This is a genomic window from Streptomyces sp. NPDC051740 (assembly GCF_044453165.1).
Taxonomy (GTDB): domain Bacteria; phylum Actinomycetota; class Actinomycetes; order Streptomycetales; family Streptomycetaceae; genus Streptomyces; species Streptomyces atrovirens.
In genome coordinates this window covers 315,864-332,326 of the sequence record NZ_JBITCL010000004.1, presented here as the reverse complement: position 1 = coordinate 332,326, position 16,463 = coordinate 315,864, and the positions used below count along the sequence as shown (strand labels likewise).

The 16,463-nt window shown below is 74.0% G+C and carries 18 protein-coding genes; 7 read left to right on the top strand and 11 right to left on the bottom strand.

Translation table 11 applies throughout. The annotated features are described in order from the left end of the window. Positions 1-42: 42 nt before the first annotated feature. The 6 genes from ACIA6T_RS09445 to ACIA6T_RS09420 form a co-directional block, all read right to left on the bottom strand. Positions 43-708, bottom strand: coding sequence for an ABC transporter permease (locus ACIA6T_RS09445; RefSeq protein ID WP_399445967.1), 666 nt, complete (start codon positions 706-708; stop codon positions 43-45). Further along, complete coding sequence (locus ACIA6T_RS09440; RefSeq protein ID WP_399445966.1) at positions 705-1,406, bottom strand: ABC transporter permease; 702 nt, start codon at positions 1,404-1,406, stop codon at positions 705-707. Before ACIA6T_RS09440 ends, ACIA6T_RS09445 begins: the two co-directional genes overlap by 4 nt. Next, positions 1,403-2,533, bottom strand: a complete 1,131-nt coding sequence (locus ACIA6T_RS09435; protein WP_399445965.1) for an ABC transporter ATP-binding protein — start codon at positions 2,531-2,533, stop codon at positions 1,403-1,405. The genes ACIA6T_RS09440 and ACIA6T_RS09435 overlap by 4 nt, the downstream gene beginning before the upstream one ends. Positions 2,534-2,659: 126 nt before the next feature. Then, positions 2,660-3,400 (bottom strand): FAD:protein FMN transferase, encoded by a 741-nt coding sequence (locus ACIA6T_RS09430; protein WP_399445964.1) that lies wholly within the window; start codon positions 3,398-3,400, stop codon positions 2,660-2,662. A 1-nt stretch (position 3,401) separates the two neighbouring features. Beyond that, positions 3,402-3,800, bottom strand: coding sequence for an FMN-binding protein (locus ACIA6T_RS09425; protein WP_399445963.1), 399 nt, complete (start codon positions 3,798-3,800; stop codon positions 3,402-3,404). Between the two features lie 28 nt (positions 3,801-3,828). Continuing rightward, the gene (locus tag ACIA6T_RS09420) at positions 3,829-5,169 is read right to left on the bottom strand and encodes a ferric reductase-like transmembrane domain-containing protein (RefSeq protein ID WP_399445962.1); all 1,341 of its coding nucleotides are present in this window, start codon (positions 5,167-5,169) and stop codon (positions 3,829-3,831) included. A 149-nt stretch (positions 5,170-5,318) separates the two neighbouring features. Between ACIA6T_RS09420 and ACIA6T_RS09415 the strand changes: the two genes are divergently transcribed. From ACIA6T_RS09415 to ACIA6T_RS09405, 3 genes are all read left to right on the top strand, one after another. Beyond that, positions 5,319-6,008 carry a response regulator transcription factor gene (locus tag ACIA6T_RS09415; protein ID WP_399445961.1) on the top strand — a complete coding sequence of 230 codons (690 nt, stop codon included), beginning with the start codon at positions 5,319-5,321 and terminating at the stop codon, positions 6,006-6,008. A 38-nt stretch (positions 6,009-6,046) separates the two neighbouring features. Then, a complete protein-coding gene (locus tag ACIA6T_RS09410) occupies positions 6,047-7,498 on the top strand; it encodes a sensor histidine kinase (RefSeq protein ID WP_399445960.1) in 1,452 nt (483 codons plus the stop codon). 138 nt (positions 7,499-7,636) lie between these two features. Beyond that, positions 7,637-8,638 (top strand): NAD-dependent epimerase/dehydratase family protein, encoded by a 1,002-nt coding sequence (locus ACIA6T_RS09405; protein ID WP_399445959.1) that lies wholly within the window; start codon positions 7,637-7,639, stop codon positions 8,636-8,638. Positions 8,639-8,745: 107 nt separating this feature from the next. Here ACIA6T_RS09405 and ACIA6T_RS09400 read toward each other — a convergent pair whose 3' ends face one another. Together ACIA6T_RS09400 and ACIA6T_RS09395 are read right to left on the bottom strand one after the other, a co-directional pair. Continuing rightward, positions 8,746-9,858: a sensor histidine kinase gene (locus ACIA6T_RS09400; RefSeq protein WP_399445958.1), complete on the bottom strand. Its 1,113-nt coding sequence runs from the start codon at positions 9,856-9,858 to the stop codon at positions 8,746-8,748. A gap of 3 nt (positions 9,859-9,861) precedes the next feature. Next, the gene (locus tag ACIA6T_RS09395) at positions 9,862-10,575 is read right to left on the bottom strand and encodes a response regulator transcription factor (protein ID WP_399445957.1); all 714 of its coding nucleotides are present in this window, start codon (positions 10,573-10,575) and stop codon (positions 9,862-9,864) included. A 113-nt stretch (positions 10,576-10,688) separates the two neighbouring features. On the opposite strand from ACIA6T_RS09395, the gene ACIA6T_RS09390 reads away from it, so the two are divergent. From ACIA6T_RS09390 to ACIA6T_RS09380, 3 genes are read left to right on the top strand one after another with little or no spacing between them, the layout of a single operon-like run. Continuing rightward, a complete protein-coding gene (locus ACIA6T_RS09390) occupies positions 10,689-11,426 on the top strand; it encodes a glycosyltransferase family 2 protein (RefSeq protein WP_399445956.1) in 738 nt (245 codons plus the stop codon). Beyond that, a complete protein-coding gene (locus ACIA6T_RS09385) occupies positions 11,423-12,043 on the top strand; it encodes a DUF2064 domain-containing protein (RefSeq protein WP_399445955.1) in 621 nt (206 codons plus the stop codon). Before ACIA6T_RS09390 ends, ACIA6T_RS09385 begins: the two co-directional genes overlap by 4 nt. Before the next feature lie 5 nt (positions 12,044-12,048). After that, positions 12,049-12,735 carry a methyltransferase domain-containing protein gene (locus tag ACIA6T_RS09380; RefSeq protein WP_399446066.1) on the top strand — a complete coding sequence of 229 codons (687 nt, stop codon included), beginning with the start codon at positions 12,049-12,051 and terminating at the stop codon, positions 12,733-12,735. A 169-nt stretch (positions 12,736-12,904) separates the two neighbouring features. Here the strand turns inward: ACIA6T_RS09380 and ACIA6T_RS09375 are convergent, their stop codons facing one another. Together ACIA6T_RS09375 and ACIA6T_RS09370 are read right to left on the bottom strand one after the other, a co-directional pair. Beyond that, entirely contained in the window at positions 12,905-13,369 is a 465-nt protein-coding gene (locus tag ACIA6T_RS09375; protein WP_399445954.1) for a hypothetical protein, read from the bottom strand. Then, positions 13,336-14,595 (bottom strand): molybdopterin-dependent oxidoreductase, encoded by a 1,260-nt coding sequence (locus tag ACIA6T_RS09370; protein WP_399445953.1) that lies wholly within the window; start codon positions 14,593-14,595, stop codon positions 13,336-13,338. The genes ACIA6T_RS09375 and ACIA6T_RS09370 overlap by 34 nt, the downstream gene beginning before the upstream one ends. A gap of 113 nt (positions 14,596-14,708) precedes the next feature. On the opposite strand from ACIA6T_RS09370, the gene ACIA6T_RS09365 reads away from it, so the two are divergent. After that, on the top strand, positions 14,709-16,034 hold the full coding sequence (locus tag ACIA6T_RS09365) for a hypothetical protein (protein WP_399445952.1): 1,326 nt from the start codon (positions 14,709-14,711) through the stop codon (positions 16,032-16,034). Between the two features lie 18 nt (positions 16,035-16,052). Here the strand turns inward: ACIA6T_RS09365 and msrB are convergent, their stop codons facing one another. Then, positions 16,053-16,460: a peptide-methionine (R)-S-oxide reductase MsrB gene (gene msrB, locus ACIA6T_RS09360; RefSeq protein ID WP_385057225.1), complete on the bottom strand. Its 408-nt coding sequence runs from the start codon at positions 16,458-16,460 to the stop codon at positions 16,053-16,055. Positions 16,461-16,463: the final 3 nt, after the last annotated feature.

Below are 16,463 nucleotides of genomic sequence, written 5' to 3'. Positions count from 1 at the left end.
AAGAACGTGCCGATTACGGTTTGTCGTACAGGTGATCGACCGTCAGCGCCTGCGCACCCCGGGCGACACGGCCAGCCGTCCCACCGCCCAGAACACCGCGAGGGTGAGCAGTGCCAGGGCCGCCACCAGGGTGGCGCCGCCGACCACCTTCTCGTAGTCGCGCTGGTAGAGCCCGTCGATGATGTACCGGCCCAGGCCGCCGAGACTGACGTACGCGGCGATGGTGGCCGTCGACACGATCTGGATGGCGGCGGAGCGCAGCCCGCTGAGGATCAGCGGGAGCGCCACGGGCACCTCGACCTGGAAGAGGATCCGCGACTCGTGCATGCCCATGCCCCGGGCGGCGTCCACGGGGGCGGGGTCGACGGAGCGGACCGCCTCGTAGGTGGTCACCAGGATCGGCGGGACGGCCAGCACGACCAGGGGGATCATCACGGGCAGCAGACCGAAGCCGATCAGCAGGACGGCGAGGACCAGCAGACCGAAACTGGGCAGGGCACGGGCGGCGTTGGCGACGAAGGCGAGCGCGTTGCCGCCGCGTCCGGTGTGGCCGGTCAGCAGGCCGACGGGCAGCCCGATCGCGGCGGCCACGGCGAGGGCCAGCAGGGAGTACTGGAGGTGTTCCCAGAAGCGCTGCGGGATGCCGTCGTAGCCGTGCCAGTGGGCACTGTCGCTGAAGAAGGCGTCGACGAAGTGGAGGACGTTCACCGGACCGCGCCCTCCGGGGTGGTCTCCGCCCGCCGTGCGGCGGGTTTCGGGCGGGTGCCGCCGCGCGGCATCCACGGGGTCAGCAGCGTCCGCAGCGCGACCAGCAGGACGTCGCAGAGGATCGCCAGGACGGCCATCGTGACCACGGCGTTCACCGCGAGTTCGGGCCGGTCGTACTTCTGCGCGGCGGCGAGCAGGTTGCCGAGGGCGCCCTGGTTGCCGATCAGGGCGCCGACGCTGACCAGGGAGATGCTGGACGCGGTGGCGACCCGGAGCCCGGCGATGATGGCGGGCGCGGCGATGGGCAGCTGCACCTGGAGGTAACGGCGTACGGGGCCGAAGCCCATGGCGGTGGCCGCGGCGAGGGTCTCGTCCGGCACCGAGCGCACGCCGTCGACGATGGCCGGGACCAGGACGACCAGGCTGTACAGGGCCAGCGGGATCATCACGGTGAGTTCGGTCTGGCCGGTGTAGTCGATGAGGACGACGAAGAACGCCAGGGAGGGGACGGCGTACAGCACGGTCGTCATGCCGAGCACGGGCGGGTACAGCCAGCGGAAGCGCCCGCACAGCTGCGCGATCGGCAGCGCGAGGAGCAGCCCGGCGGCCACCGGCAGCAGGGCCTCCCTCATGTGCAGGCCGATCAGCCCGATCCAGCTGTGCTGGAGGTCGCTGGGGATGTCGAAGAAGCCGGTCACTTGGCGACCCCGGCCCTGTCCGTGTCCGGCCGACTCCCGCCGTGGGCGCCGCGGATGGCCTCGCCGATGGTCTGCTGGGAGACGACACCGGTCACCCGGCCGCCGCCGTCCACGGCGACCGCCCAGCCGACGGGCGAGAGCACGGCGCAGTCGAGGGCGACCCGCAGGGAGTCGGCGCCGGGCACGAACGGCCGCCCGTACGGCAGCAGTCGGTCGGTCCGGATGCCACCGGCGGTCAGCTCCTCGCGGGCGGCCCAGCCGAGCGGGCGGCCGTCGGGGTCGGTGACCAGGAGGTGGGGGGCCTCGGTGGCGGCGATCCGGCCGGCGGTGGCGTCGGCCGGGATCACGGCGTCGGTGGTCAACTCCAGTGCGGCGGAGGGGAAGAAGGACAGCCGCCGGATACCGCGGTCGGCGCCGAGGAAGTCCTCGACGAAACCGTCCGCGGGGCTCGACAGCAGCTCGGCGGGCGGCGCGTACTGGGCGAGCCGGCCGCCCTCGCGCAGTACGGCGACCATGGTGCCCAGTTTGATCGCCTCGTCGATGTCGTGCGTGACGAAGACGATGGTCTTGCCCAGTTCGTCCTGGATGCGCAGGAGTTCGTCCTGCAGTCCCTTGCGCACCACGGGGTCGACGGCGGAGAACGGCTCGTCCATCAGCAGCACCGGCGGGTCCGCGGCGAGCGCCCGCGCCACACCGACGCGCTGCTGCTGACCGCCGGAGAGCTGGTACGGGTACCGCTTGGCCAGCGAGGGGTCGAGGCCCACCCGCTCCATCAGCTCCGCCGCCCGCTCCCGGGCCCGCTGCTTGCCCCAGCCGAGCATGCGGGGCACGGTGGCGATGTTGTCGACGATCGTACGGTGCTGGAAGAGCCCGGCGTTCTGGATGACGTACCCCATGGACCGGCGCAGGGTGGTGACCGGCTGCCGCCGGCTGTCCTCGCCGTCCAGGAGGATGGCGCCGTCGGTGGGTTCGACCATCCGGTTGATCATGCGGAGCGTGGTCGTCTTGCCGCACCCGGAGGGTCCGACGAGGACGGTGATCGAGCGGTCGGGGATCTCCAGCGACAGCCGGTCGACCGCCACCGTGCCGTCCGGGTACCGCTTCGTGACTGAATCGATCCGTATCAAGACGCCGATTGCCCTTCGGGTGCCGAAAGCTTCTGACCGAGGTCGCACGCTCTGTCGCCGGTCGAGTGTAGACGGCACCTCTGACAGAACCCCGGAACTCAACGGCCCGGGTCGCGGCGACCCGGACTACGCCGCCACCTGCCCCGATCCCGCCGAGGGAAACCCGGCGGTCCGCACCACCCGGCGGTCCGCCGTCACGGCGAAGACCTCGCAGCCCGGGCGTGCGGCGGCCCATGCGACGCCCTCCGCGCCCAGCGCGTAGGCCGCCGTGGCGACCGTGTCCGCCAGGGTCAGGGTGGGGGCGGTGACCGTCAGGGCGAGCAGGCCGGTCGCCGGGTGGCCGGTGCGGCCGTCGATGATGTGGTCGCCGCGTTCGTAGCGCGCGGAGGTCGCGACCGCGCCGTCGGTGAGCTCCAGGACGGTGCAGAGCCGGTCGGCGTGTTCGGGGTGCCGTACGCCCACGCGCCACGGCCCGCCGGCGGCGACCACGTCACCGCCGGCGTTGAGGCAGAACCGCCGTGCTCCCGCCGCCCGCAGCAGTTCGGCGCCCTTCTGCACCGACCAGCCCTTCACCACCGCGCACGGATCGAGGCGCCGGCCCGGCAGCCGTACGTCGAACGCGCCCCCGGTGGCGGTCCGGTACCGCTCGCAGAGGGCGAGGATCTCGGTCAGTTCGGGGCTGAGCCGGTCCGGGGCCGGCTCGCCCCGGTCCAGGCGGGAGACCTCGCTGTCCTCGCGGAACGGGCTGAAGCGGGCGTCGACCTCGCGCAGCCAGGCGAAGAGGTCGTCCACCGCGGATTCCCCGAACCCCTCGTCGTCGATGCGCAGCGACACCGGGAACCCCATGACGTGTTCGACGCGCCGCACGTCAGGAGCCCTGGGTGTCGAGGGCGGCCTGCAGCGACTCGCGGTAGCCGTCGCTGGTGACGGTGGCGCCGGAGACCGTGTCGACGTCGGCGCTCTGCGCCTCCAGTGTCTCCTCGATCAGGACCGGTACGGCGGCCGTGGTCTGCGGGTGGTCCGGCTGCCGGAGCATCCGCACCGCGCTGATGCGGTCGCCGTCGAGGGTGACCTCGACCCGCACGGGGCCCTTCTCGGTGTCGACGGTGGGGCCGGCCACCACCCGGGTGGTGCCGCCCGGGGAGGTGGACACCGAGGGGGCGGGCGCGGGTTCGGCGACCGCCGGCTCCGGGGCGGACGGGGTGTAGCGCCAGACCGGGATCAGTCCGGCGACGGTCAGGACCAGGACGGGCAGTGCTCGTTTCACGGTGTTCTCCTCGATCGACCCTCGTCCGTCATCCGGCCAGGCTGAAGCGCTCGTAGTGGATCTGCCGCTTCGGTACGCCCAGTTCGCGCAGGCCGCGCAGGACCGCGGTGGTCATGCCGGGCGGGCCGCAGACGTAGACGTCCCGGTCGGTGAGGTCGGGGACCAGGCGGGACAGTTCGCCGGGGGCGAGCCGGTCCGGTACGGGCGGGCCGGTGATCAGGTGGAGTTCGGCGCCCTTGGCGAGGGCGAGTTCGCGCAGTTCGTCGTGGAGCACGGCGTCGGCCTCCGTGCTCACGCGGTGGAGGACGACGGCGTGGCCGTGCAGTTCCTCCAGCAGGGCCCGGATCGGGGTGACGCCGACGCCGCCGGCGATGAGCAGGGCGTCGGGGCGGGTGCGGTGCAGGGTGGTGAAGGCGCCGTAGGGGCCCTCGGCGAAGACCCGGGTTCCGGGCTCGAGATGGCGCAGGGCCGCGCTGCCGTCGCCGGCCGCCTTGACGGTGAGCCGCAGGGTGCGGCCGTCGGGCGCGGCGGACAGGGAGAACGGGTTCGCCTGCCACCAGCGGTCCTTCGTCAGGAACCGCCACAGGAAGAACTGGCCGGCGCGGGCGGGCAGCCGGTCCAGATCGCGGCCGGTGATGTGGACGGACACCACGTTGTCGTTCTCGGGGACGACGGCCGTGACCCGGAGCCGGTGGCGCCGGTTCCGCCACAGCGGCAGGACCAGCCGGCCGGCGAACACGGCGGCGAGGGCGGCGCCCCACAGTCCGTACCAGTAGGCGGTGGCGGCGGCCGAGGCGGTGAAGGTGGAGCCGACGGCGACCTGGTGGGTGAAGGCCAGCACCACGGCGACGTACGTGTACAGGTGGATGAAGTGCCAGGTCTCGTAGGCGAGACGGCGCCGCGCCCGGCGGGCCGAGGCCGCGCCGACGACCAGGACCAGTACCAGCGCGACGACCGCGCGCAGCACGCCCTCGACGGTCTCCGCGAGGTCGACGAGCTGGTTCACCGGGTCCATCGAGGACATCCCGGCGTAGCCGAAGGTGATGAAGACGGCGTGGCCGAGGAGCGTCCACAGCAGTCCGAAGCCGACCCAGCGGTGCCACAGGGTCAGCCGGTCCATGCCGATTCTGCGGTCCAGCCAGGGCAGCCGGGCCACCAGCAGCAGCTGGAACGCCATCAGCAGGGCGGCGTACAGGCCGGTGAGGCGGCCGAGCACGACGAGGGCGTTCGCGCCGAAGCCCGCCTGGACGAAGAAGACGGCCACCACCGCCGCGTTCGCGGCGAGCAGGCCGTACAGGCCGATGCGTGCCACCGCCTTGGGGCGTCGCCTCGCGGTGGGGGGTGCGGGAGGCGATGGGACAGCTGTCACGCCGGAAACTCCTTGATCGGGTCCTGGGACTCCGAGCTTGGTCACAGGCGCTGTCGATCTCCTGTCGGTCGACTTTCAAGTCTTTATCGATCGAGACGCGATCGTGCACCGCCTCTGGTGCCGGGAGCGGTGTGCCGCAGTATGGGCGGGTGGAAAAAGTACGACTCCTCGTCGTGGACGACGACCCGCCGATAGCCGACCTGGTGGCGACGGTCGCCCGCTACGAGGGCTGGGAGGCGGTCACCGCCAACTCGGGTGAGGAGGCGCTGCGCCGCGCCGCCGGCTTCCGCCCGGACATCGTGGTGCTCGACCTGATGCTGCCGGACGTCGACGGCTTCGGCGTACTGGACCGGCTGCGGCGCTCCGGGACGATGGTGCCGGTGGTGTTCCTCACCGCGCGGGACGGGGTCGCCGACCGGGTGGCGGGGCTGACCCGGGGCGGGGACGACTACCTGGTCAAGCCGTTCGCCGTGGAGGAGCTGATGGCGCGGCTGCGGACGGTGCTGCGGCGCAGCACGGGACCGGGGTACCAGCGGTCGGTGCTGCGGGTGGCGGACCTGACGATGGACGAGGACACCCGCGAGGTACGGCGCGGTGAGCGGCTGCTGTCGCTGACGCCGACCGAGTACGAGGTGCTGCGCTACCTCATGCGCCGCTCGCCGACCGTGCTGACGAAGGCACAGATCCTGGACCACGTGTGGGAGTACGGCTTCGGGGGCCGCTCCAATGTGGTGGAACTGGTGGTGAGCCGGCTGCGGCGCAAGCTGGACGACACCGGTGAGCCGCTGATCCAGACCGTGCGGGGCTTCGGGTACGTGATCCGGCAGGCCGCCGGGTGACGGCGTGTCTCCGGCGGCTGCGGGACACGTACCGGAGGATGCGCCTGGGCACCCGGCTGGCGCTGGGCCTCGGGGTGCTGTCCCTCGCGGTGTTCGCGGTCGTCGGCACCGCGCTCACCACGTACATGCACGACTACCTGGAGCGGCAGCTCGGCGACCAGCTCAAGCTGATCCAGGCCGTGCAGGCCAAGGACGCGGCGGCGCACGGCACGGTCCGGCGGAAGCCGTACTACGGCTGGTACACGGCGGTGTACGACGTCTCCGACGACGCGGTCACCCTGCGCAGGCCCTCCGACGTGCCCGAGGACACCCGCGCCCTGGCCGACCTCGCGCGGGCGATGGCGCACTCCGACACCGAGCTGACGCGCACCGCGCGCATCGACGGGGAGGGCACCTACCGGCTGCGCGGCTGCGAGGTCGAACCGGGGGTGGTGCTGGTGAGCGCCGCGCCCGTGGAGGACATCGAGGAGACCGTCGGGCAGCTGATCACCGTGCAGGTGGTGGTGTTCGCGCTCGCGCTGCTGGCGCTGGTGGTGTTCGGGCGGCGGATGCTGCGGCGCGGGCTGAAGCCGCTGAGCGACATGGCGCACACCGCGCACGGCATCGCCTCGCACGACCTGACCGAGTCGGCGGCCCGGCTGCCGCTGCGCGCGGACGGGCGGGACGGCGGCCTGGAGGTGGCGGAGCTGCGGACCGCGTTCAACACGATGCTGGAGCACATCGACGACTCCCTCGCGGTGCGCGCGGAGGCGGAGCTGCGGCTGCGCCGGTTCGTCGCGGACGCCTCGCACGAGCTGCGCACCCCGCTGATGTCGGTACGCGGTTACGCGGACCTGTTCCAGTACGCCGCCGCCAACGAACCCGCCGAACGCGACCGGCATCTGGCCCGGCTGCGCGCGGAGGCCGCCCGGATGGGCGTGCTCCTGGACGACCTGCTGCTGCTCGCCCGGCTGGACGCGGCGGAGGTGGAGGCACCGCTGCGGACGGCGGACACGGACCTGGGAGAGCTGGTACAGCAGGCCGCCGACGCGTTCCGGGCGAGCCATCCGGGGCATCCGCTGGCGGTGACGGCCAGGTCCGCCCCGCTGGTGCTGCGGCTCGATCCGCAGCGCATACGGCAGGTCCTGGACAACCTGCTCACCAACGCGGCCGTGCACACCCCGGCCGGTACGAGGGTGTCCGTCACGGTCTCCGTCGCCGCCGGCTCGGCGCTGGTACGGGTGACCGACGCGGGCCCCGGCATCCCGGCGGAGGACCGGGAACGGGTCTTCGACCGCTTCTACCGCGTCGACAAGGCCCGCAGCCGGGACCGGGGCGGCAGCGGGCTGGGCCTCGCGGTCGCCCGGTCGCTCGTCCGGGCACACGGCGGCGACATCGAGCTGAGCAGCGAGCCCGGGGCGACGGTGTTCACCGTACGACTGCCGCTGGAGGCGTACCCGCGGGCAGTCGTGCCGCAGGGCGGCACGGGTGGGCGCGACGGCACCCCGTGAGCGCCGGGCTGCGCGACACCACCCGCCCCGCGCGAACTCCGCTCACCGCCGGGCGACCGGCGAGGACGGGTCTTACGGACCCGTGACGTCGCGGGCGCGGTCCCGCCGTCCGGCAGGGTCCGCGCCTAGCGTGGACGCATGCGCGTACTGGTCACCGGCGGTGCCGGTTTCATCGGGTCCCATGTCGTCGAGGCGCTCCGGGCCCGCGGGCACGAGCCCGTCGTCTTCGACGTCCGCACCGATCCGACGGCGGACGTACGCTCCCCCGGCCCGGTGCGCGAGGCCCTGTCCGGCGTGGACGCGGTCTGCCACCAGGCGGCGATGGTCGGCCTCGGCACCTCCTTCGCCGACGCCCCGGAGTACGTCTCCCGCAACGACCTGGGTACGGCGGTGCTGCTGGCCGCGATGGCGCAGGCGGGCGTGGAGCGGCTGGTGCTGGCCGGGTCGATGGTGGTGTACGGCGAGGGCCGCTACGCCTGCGCCCGGCACGGGGTGGTGCGTCCCGGACCGCGGGCCGTCACCGACCTGGCGGCCGGCCGCTTCGAGCCCGCCTGCCCGGTGTGCGGGACGGACCTCGAACCGGGCCCGGTCGGCGAGGACGCCCCGGCCGACCCGCGCAACGTGTACGCCACGACCAAGCTGGCCCAGGAACACCTGGCCGCCGCCTGGGCGCGTTCGACGGGCGGTACGGCGGTGTCGCTGCGCTACCACAACGTGTACGGCCCCGGCATGCCCCGCGACACCCCGTACGCGGGCGTCGCCTCCTTCTTCCGCTCGGCACTGGCCCGCGGGGAGGCCCCGCGCGTCTTCGAGGACGGCGGTCAGCGGCGGGACTTCGTGCACGTACGGGACGTGGCGGCGGCGAACGTCGCCGCGCTGACGGCGGACCCGGCCGCCGGGGCGCTCACCGCGTACAACACCGGCAGCGGCACCCCGCACACGGTCGGCGAGATGGCCCGCGCCCTGGCCGTCGCGCACGGCGGTCCGGACCCGCTCGTCACCGGGGAGTACCGTCTGGGCGACGTCCGCCACATCACGGCGGACTCCTCCCGGCTGCGGGCCGAGCTGGGCTGGAAACCGGAGGTCGGCTTCGAGGAGGGCATGCGGGAGTTCGCGGCGGCGGGACCGCGGGACGACTGAGACGCGGGCGGGCAGGCGACTTCAGCCGCACCGGACGGTCACGCCACCCGCGCGGCGGCGGCGGAGCCGCGCGGTGGCCGTCGGGCCGTCGTGAGAGGAGCTTCGGGTCAGGGTCCCGTCGCCGGGAGGGTCACCTCGAAGCGGCAGCCGCCGGTGACGTTGCGGACGGTGGTGCTGCCGCGGTGGGCCTCGACGATGCCGCGGACGATGGCGAGGCCGAGGCCCGCGCCGGCCGGCGGGGTGCGGGCGTGGGTGCCGCGCCAGCCGGTGTCGAAGACGCGGGGCAGGTCCTCCTCGGGGATGCCGCCGCAGCCGTCGGTCACGGACAGCACCACGCCCTCGTCCGAGCGCCGCGCGGCGACGGCGACCGTGCCGTCGGCCGGGGTCCGGCGGATCGCGTTGACCAGCAGGTTGCCCAGTACGCGGCTCATCTCCCGCCCGTCCACCTCCACCGGTACCGGCTCCACCCGGTCCCCGACGAGCCGTACGCCGTGCTCGCGGGCGAGCGGGTCCGCGCCGGCGAGGGCGTCGCCGATCAGGTCGTACAGGGAGATCCGGGAGAGCGAGAGGGGCAGCGTGCCGGCGTGGATGCGGGAGAGTTCGAAGAGGTCGCCGACCATGTCGTTGAGGCGTTCCACCTCGGTGCGGATCTGCCCGAGGTAACGGCCGGGTTCGGCGGCGACGCCGTCCTCCAGCGCCTCGGCCATCGCGCGCAGTCCGGCGAGCGGGGTGCGCAGGTCGTGGGAGATCCAGGCGACGAGTTCGCGCCGGGAGGACTCCAGGGCGCGCTCGCGGTCCCGTGACTCGGCCAGTCTGACGCTGGTCGTCTCCAACTCGCGGCTGAGCGCGGTGAGTTCGGCGGTGGACGGGCCGTCGGGCGCGGCGAAGTCCCCGCCGTCGCCGAACGAGCGGGCGGCGAGCGCCAGTTCTCGGCTGCGGGCGACGACCCAGCGGCCCAGCAGCAGCGCGGTGACCGTGGAGACGACGGCGGCCATGGCGACGACCGTGGTCACCACGCTCAGGTCGTGCGCCGACAGGAACATGGCCTGGGCGACGGCGAGGGTGCCCGCGAGCATCGCCGCCACCGCGACCCCGGCGACGACCGCGAGGTGCGCGGTCAGCGACCGGCGCCGGATCAGCAGCAGCACGCACGCGCCGAGCACGCCGGCCACGGCGGCGCCGAGGAAGGCCAACAGGGCGATGAGCAGCATGTCGCGCATCGCTCACCCCTCCCCGTCGAAGCGGTAGCCGACGCCCCACACGGTCTGGACGATCCGGGGCCGCGCCGGATCGTCCTCGACCTTGCCGCGCAGCCGCCGTACGTGGACGGTCACGGTGGACAGGTCGCCGAAGTCCCAGCCCCACACCTCCCGCATCAGCTCCTCCCGCGCGAAGGCCCGCCCGGGGTGGCGCAGGAAGAAGGCGAGGAGGTCGAACTCGCGGATGGTGAGGGCGAGTTCGGTGCCGTCCTTGGTGGCCCGGCGGGCGGCGGGGTCGAGGGAGAGACCGGCCGCCCGCAACAGGCCGGACGCGGCGGCCGGGGCGGGGCGGGTGCGGCGCAGCACCGACTCGACGCGCAGGACGAGTTCGCGCGGGCTGAACGGCTTGGTGACGTAGTCGTCGGCGCCGACCTCCAGGCCGAGGATGCGGTCGTCCTCGTCGCCGCGCGCGGTGAGCATGATGACCGGCACGGGCCCGCGCCCGCGCATCCTTCGGCACACCTCCAGGCCGTCCATGCCGGGCAGCATCAGGTCGAGGACGACGAGGTCCGGCCAGTGGGCCGCCGCGCGGGCGAGCGCGTCGGGGCCGTCACCGGCCCGGTCGACGACGTATCCGGCGCGGTCGAGATAGCCGGTGACGATCTCGGCGACGGTGGGGTCGTCGTCGACGACGAGGACCCGGGCCCCGGCCTCGGCGTTCGGTGGTCGCTGCTCCATGCGGCCAGCCTCGCACCACACGCGCGCGAACGGTGCGGGCCGGCCGCCGACGTCCGCGTTCCGTAAGGAGTCGATGACCGGTATGCCCGTTTCGCGTTCGTAGGGTGAGAGCCGTGACCTCCTCCTCCCCTGCCCCGAACCCGGGCCCGGACCCTGCCCCGACCCCGGACCCGGCGTCCGTGGACGTCGTCCTCCCCTGTCTCGACGAGGCCGCGGCGCTGCCGTGGGTGCTGGAGCGCGTCCCGCCCGGCTGGCGCGCCCTCGTCGTGGACAACGGCTCCACGGACGGATCCGACCGCATCGCCCGCGAGCTCGGCGCGACCGTCGTGCACGAGGAGCGGCGCGGCTTCGGCGCCGCCTGCCACGCCGGGCTGACCGCAGCCACGGCCGACATCGTCTGCTTCTGCGACTGCGACGCCTCCCTCGACCCGGCGGATCTGGTGCCGTTCGTGCGCGAGGTGCGGGCCGGAGAGGCCGACCTGGTGCTGGGCCGGCGCCGGCCGCGGACGCGCGGGGCCTGGCCGCCGCACGCCCGCGCGGGCAACCTCGCGCTGTCCCGGCTGCTGCGCCGCCGTACCGGACTGCGGCTGCGCGACCTCGGCCCGCTGCGGGCGGCCCGGCGCGAGGAGCTGCTCGCCCTGGACCTCACCGACCGGCGCAGCGGCTACCCGCTCCAGATGGTGGTGCGCGCCGCCGACGCCGGCTGGCGCGTCACCGAACACGACGTCCCGTACGCGCCGCGCACCGGCACCTCCAAGGTGACCGGCACCTGGCGGGGCACCTTCCAGGCGGTGCGGGACATGAGCCGCGTACTCCAGGAGGCGCCGGTGCGGGAAGGGGCGGCGTCATGACGTCGTCGCCCGTCACGCTGCTGGTGATCGCCAAGGAGCCCCGCCCCGGCCGGGTGAAGACCCGGCTGACCCCGCCGTTCACCCCCGAGGAGGCGGCGGCACTGGCCGAGGCCGCGCTCGCGGACACGCTGGACGTGGTGGCGCGTACGCCCGCGCGGCGCCGGGTGCTGGTGCTGGACGGGACGCCGGGAGCGTGGCTGCCGGACGGTGTCGAGGTCGTACCGCAGTGCGCGGGCGGGCTCGACGAGCGGCTGGCCGCCGCGTTCGCCGGGTGCGACGGACCCGCCCTCCTCATCGGCATGGACACGCCCCAGGTGACCCCGGAGCTGCTCACCGTGGACTTCGGTGACTGCGACGCGTACTTCGGCCCCGCCGAGGACGGCGGCTTCTGGGCGCTCGGCCTGGCCGCACCCGACCCCGGGCTGCTGCGCGGGGTCCCCATGTCGACACCGGGGACCGGGGCCGCGCAACGGCGGCGGCTCGCGCGTCTGCGGGTGCGGGAACTGCCGCTGCTGCGGGACGTGGACACGGCGTACGACGCCGGACTGGTCGCCGGTGAGGCACCCGGCGGCCGGTTCGCCGCACGGCTGGCCCGGCTGACGGCGGCCCACCGGTGAGCGGGGTGCGTGCGGCGGCGCGCGTGGGAAGCCGGCGGACGGTCCCCGCCGCCGAGCGGGCCTGGTCCGCCGACCCCTACGCCGACGCCCTGCACGCCGGCCGCGGGCCGCTGTTCCTGCGCCGCGCCGACGGCCGGCTGCTCCCCCTGGACGTGGAGCGCTGGTGCGCGGAGGCCGATACGGCGGACCTGGAGGTGCTGCGGCGCTGCGAGGGCGCGGTGCTGGACGTGGGCTGCGGACCGGGGCGGCTGGTCGCGGCGCTGGGCGCCCGGGGGCACCGCGCGCTCGGCATCGACGTCAGCGAGGCCGCGGTCGCGCACACCGTCCGGCGCGGCGGGCAGGCACTGCTCCGCTCCGTCTTCGACCCGCTGCCCGGCACCGGCCGCTGGGGCACCGCCCTGCTCATGGACGGCAACCTCGGCATCGGCGGCGATCCGGAGGCCCTGCTCGTCCGCCTCGCCCAGCTCCTGTCACCGGGCGGCCGGTTGATCGCGGAGACGGTCCCGCACCCGGACCTCGACGAACGCGCCCTGGTCCAGGTCACCGACGCCCACGGCACCCCTGGCGCCCCCTTCCCGTGGGCCCGCCTCGGGACTCCGGCACTGCGGCGGTACGCGGAGGGGGCGGGCTGGCGTGCGGAGGACGAATGGTCGACGGGCGGGCGCTGCTTCGTGGCACTCCGGGTGAAGTAGGAACGAGTTCTCCGCCCCCGCCGCCCCTTCCCGTCCCGAACCTGGGGCTCCGCCCCGGACCCCGCACCTCAACTGAGAGTCAGCCCCTCCGGCGTTTGAGGAGCGGGGGTCCGGGGGCAGCGCCCCCGGGATGGGACGGGTAAGAGCGGCGGGGGCGACCACACACGGGTCAGGCGCCATCAGCCGACGGACGCCCCCTTCCGCCCCGCACCGCGAACACCACCGCCGACCCCCCGAACAGCACAGCCGTGACGATCAGCCACCGGACCACGAAGCCGTCCGCGGACAGCCCCGCGACAGCGGCGTAGCGCTCCGACACCCGCCCGCCGATCAGCGGAGACCACACGAGCAGCAACAGCCCGGACAGGGCGGCCGGCACCCGCACGTAGGTGACCCACCCCCTCCGCCGTCCCCGCCCCGCCCCCTTCACCAGCACACGGTCGGCCGCCGCGTACAACGGCAGCAGCACCAGGTCATGGACCACCGCCGCCCCCACGAACCACAGCGCGACCATGACCCGGTCACCCTCGAGCAGCCGCACCCCCGCGTACGCGCAGAGGACGAACGAACAGAGCAGCACGAACAGCTTCACAGGCGGCCTCACAGTTCGCCGAAGGTCAGCCGGGCGACCCACTTGGTGGCGAGCACACCGGGCGCCGCGGGCACGATGATCCGGGCCGGATAGCCGTGATCGGCGGTCAGTTCCTCGCCGTTGACGAACAGGGCGAGCAGAGAACGCGGGTCGGCGACCTGGTTGGCCCGCAGCGCACCCCGCCGGAACGCACCGCGGCGCTGCAACGACTCCACGAACACGTCCACCGGCTCCTCATGTCCGACGAGCGCCGCGAGGTCCCGCAGCCGTACGCCCCGCCACCACTGGTCGGAGGTGGACCAGCCCTCCACACAGGCGATGGGCAGGGACGCGCTGTGCAGCGGCATGCCGAGCAGCTCGGCCCGGTCGAGCCGTACGGTGCCGGAACGCCCGGTGACGACCAGCCGCCACGCCTCCTCCGTCGTCTCGGCGGGACGGATCCCGGCGTACGCGGCCGTCTTGTTGATCTGGAAGCCCGCCGGTCCACCGCCCGGTTCGGGACCGCCGTGCGGGGTGAGGACGGCCGTCTCGCGCAGCGGCCCGTCGAAGCTGCGCCCGGCGGAGGTGACGAACAGCAGCAGCGAACCGCCGCCGACCAGCCCGAGCGCCCCGCGCCGCGAGACGGTCGGCGGATCGGGACGCGGAGCCACCAGCCCGTCCGCGTCTTCACCACCCCCCTCCCGCATCCTCCGCAGGTTCCGGAACGCCACCGGCGCCTTCAGCGCCACATGGGCGGCGAACGCGCCGAAGAACACCCATGCGCCGTAGAAGTGCAGCGGATAGAAGGAGCCGGGGAAGACGTAGTCGAGCTGGACGTTGAGGATGCCCGTGGTGAACTCGAACAGCGCCCCGCCGACCAGGAGCAGCAGCGAGATCCGCTCCAGGGCGTGGGTGAGCGAGCGGGCCGGCGGCAGGGTGAACAGCCGGGGCACCACCGACCAGAGCTTGGCCAGCAGCACCGGCACGAGCACCAGGCCGAGCGTGACGTGGACGCCCTGCGTGAGCCGGTACAGCCACGGCGGGTCGGTGGGCCAGGAGAAGAGGTAGAAGCCGAGGATCCCCTTGCCGGGTGTCTTGTCGTTCACCGGCGCGAGATCCGGGTTGTACGCGGCGTACGACAGCAGTCCCGTCACGAACAGGATCGTGACGCCGGCGAGGAGGACGACCCCGAGCACCGAGGTGAACCAGGGACCGCGCAGCGGGCTGCGCCAGAAGTCCGGCGCGAACGGGCCGCGCGCGAGGCGGGTGGAGGGGGAGGACCGAGGCATGTGCCGACCGTAGGTCCGCACCACCCCTCGGAAGGGCGCGGAAGCGGTGACGAAACGCTGACATCCACCCCGGCCGGCCGCTCGCCGCCGCTCCCCCGGCCTAGCGTGACGACGTGAACCGCGACCCTTCCCGTGCCACGGCCCGTGACCTCTCGGCGGTCCTGGCCGCCGCACTGCTCGTCCTGGCCGCCGTACTGATCGGCGCCCGGATCGAGGACCGCCACGGCACGCTCCGGGTGGACTGGCCGCCGCTGCTGGCCGACTGGGCGCCGCACTCCGGCCCGGGCACTCCGGCCGCGCTGGTCGTCGCCGCCGCCGTGGTGGCGTACGGCCCTCCCCTGGCCGCCAGGCTGTCCTGGCGACTCCTGCTGCCGGCCACGTGGGCGGCGTCCCTGGCGTGGACCTGGTCCCTCGCCCTCGTCGACGGCTGGTTCCGGGGCGTCGCCGAGCAGCTGACCACCACCCACGAGTATCTGCGGGCCGTCGACCGCTTCCGGGACGTCCCCGCCGCCCTGCGGGACTTCGACGCGCACATCCTGCTCGGCAGCCCCGACAACTGGCCCGCCCATGTCGCCGGGCACCCGCCGGGCGCCACCCTCACCTTCGTCCTCCTCGACCGGATCGGGCTGGGCGGCGGAGGGTGGGCGGGCGCCTTCGTCATCGTCACCGGCACCACGGCGGCGGTCGCGATCCTGATCGCCGTACGCCGGCTCGCCGACGAGTCGCTCGCCCGCCGCGCGGCGCCCTTCCTGGTCCTGGCTCCGGCGGCGGTGTGGGTGGGCACGTCCGCCGACGGCTGTTTCACGGCGGTCGCCGCCTGGGCCGTCGCCCTGCTCGCCCTCGCCGTGACGGGACACCGCCCGGCCTGGACGGGCCTCGGTTCGGGACTGCTGTCCGGGCTCACCGTGTACCTGTCGTACGGGCTCACCCTGTTCGCGGTGATCGGCGCGGCCGTCCTGCTGCTGGGGACGCGGCGGCTGCGGGTACTGCCGTACGTGACCGCCGGATTCCTGGTCGTGCCGGTGGTGTTCGCCGTGCTGGGCTTCGACTGGTGGGAGGCGTACCGGCTGCTCGTCACCCGCTACCACCAGGGCGCGGGCGGGGTACGGCCGTACGGGTACTGGGTGTGGGCCAACCTCGCGTGCACGGTGCTGATCACCGGCCCGGCGACGGTGGCCGGACTGCGCCGGGGCGGGGGCGCACTCGTCGGGGACCGGGGCGCCGACGCCCGCCTGGTGCTGCTCGCGGGATCCGCGCTCCTCGCGCTGCTGATCGCCGATCTGTCGGGGATGAGCAAGGCGGAGACGGAACGCATCTGGCTGCCCTTCGCCTTCTGGCTGCTCCCCGCCGCCGCCTTCCTGCCCGGCCCGCGCGCCTGGCTCGCCGCACAGGCCGTCCTCGCGCTGCTCCTCAACCACCTGCTGCTCACCGGCTGGTGAGCAGCAGGCCGGTACGGATCAGCCCTCGGCGGGCTGCAGCGTCAGCGAGATGCTGTTGATGCAGTACCGCTGGTCCGTGGGCGTCGCGTACCCCTCACCCTCGAACACGTGCCCGAGGTGCGAACCGCACCGCGCACACCGCACCTCGGTGCGCACCATTCCGTGCGACCGGTCCTCGATCAGCTCCACGGCGTCGGTGTCCTTCGGGTCGTAGAAGGACGGCCAGCCGCAGTGCGACTCGAACTTGGTGGTCGAGGTGAACAGCTCGGCGCCACAGGCGCGGCAGGAGTAGACGCCCTCGGTCCTGGTGTCGGTGTACTCGCCGGTGAAGGCGGGTTCCGTGGCCGCCTGGCGCAGGACGGCGTACTCGGACGGGGACAGTTCCGCGCGCCACTGCTCGTCCGGCTTCTCCACGTCGTACGGCATGAG

Bases quoted from the DNA above. Each gene is read 5' to 3' on its own strand.
- msrB (WP_385057225.1), bottom strand. From the start codon at position 16,460: ATGCCGTACGACGTGGAGAAGCCGGACGAGCAGTGGCGCGCGGAACTG.
- ACIA6T_RS09405 (WP_399445959.1), top strand. From the start codon at position 7,637: ATGCGCGTACTGGTCACCGGCGGTGCCGGTTTCATCGGGTCCCATGTC.
- ACIA6T_RS09385 (WP_399445955.1), top strand. From the start codon at position 11,423: ATGACGTCGTCGCCCGTCACGCTGCTGGTGATCGCCAAGGAGCCCCGC.
- ACIA6T_RS09400 (WP_399445958.1), bottom strand. From the start codon at position 9,858: ATGCGCGACATGCTGCTCATCGCCCTGTTGGCCTTCCTCGGCGCCGCC.
- ACIA6T_RS09410 (WP_399445960.1), top strand. From the start codon at position 6,047: ATGCGCCTGGGCACCCGGCTGGCGCTGGGCCTCGGGGTGCTGTCCCTC.
- ACIA6T_RS09370 (WP_399445953.1), bottom strand. From the start codon at position 14,595: ATGCCTCGGTCCTCCCCCTCCACCCGCCTCGCGCGCGGCCCGTTCGCG.
- ACIA6T_RS09395 (WP_399445957.1), bottom strand. From the start codon at position 10,575: ATGGAGCAGCGACCACCGAACGCCGAGGCCGGGGCCCGGGTCCTCGTC.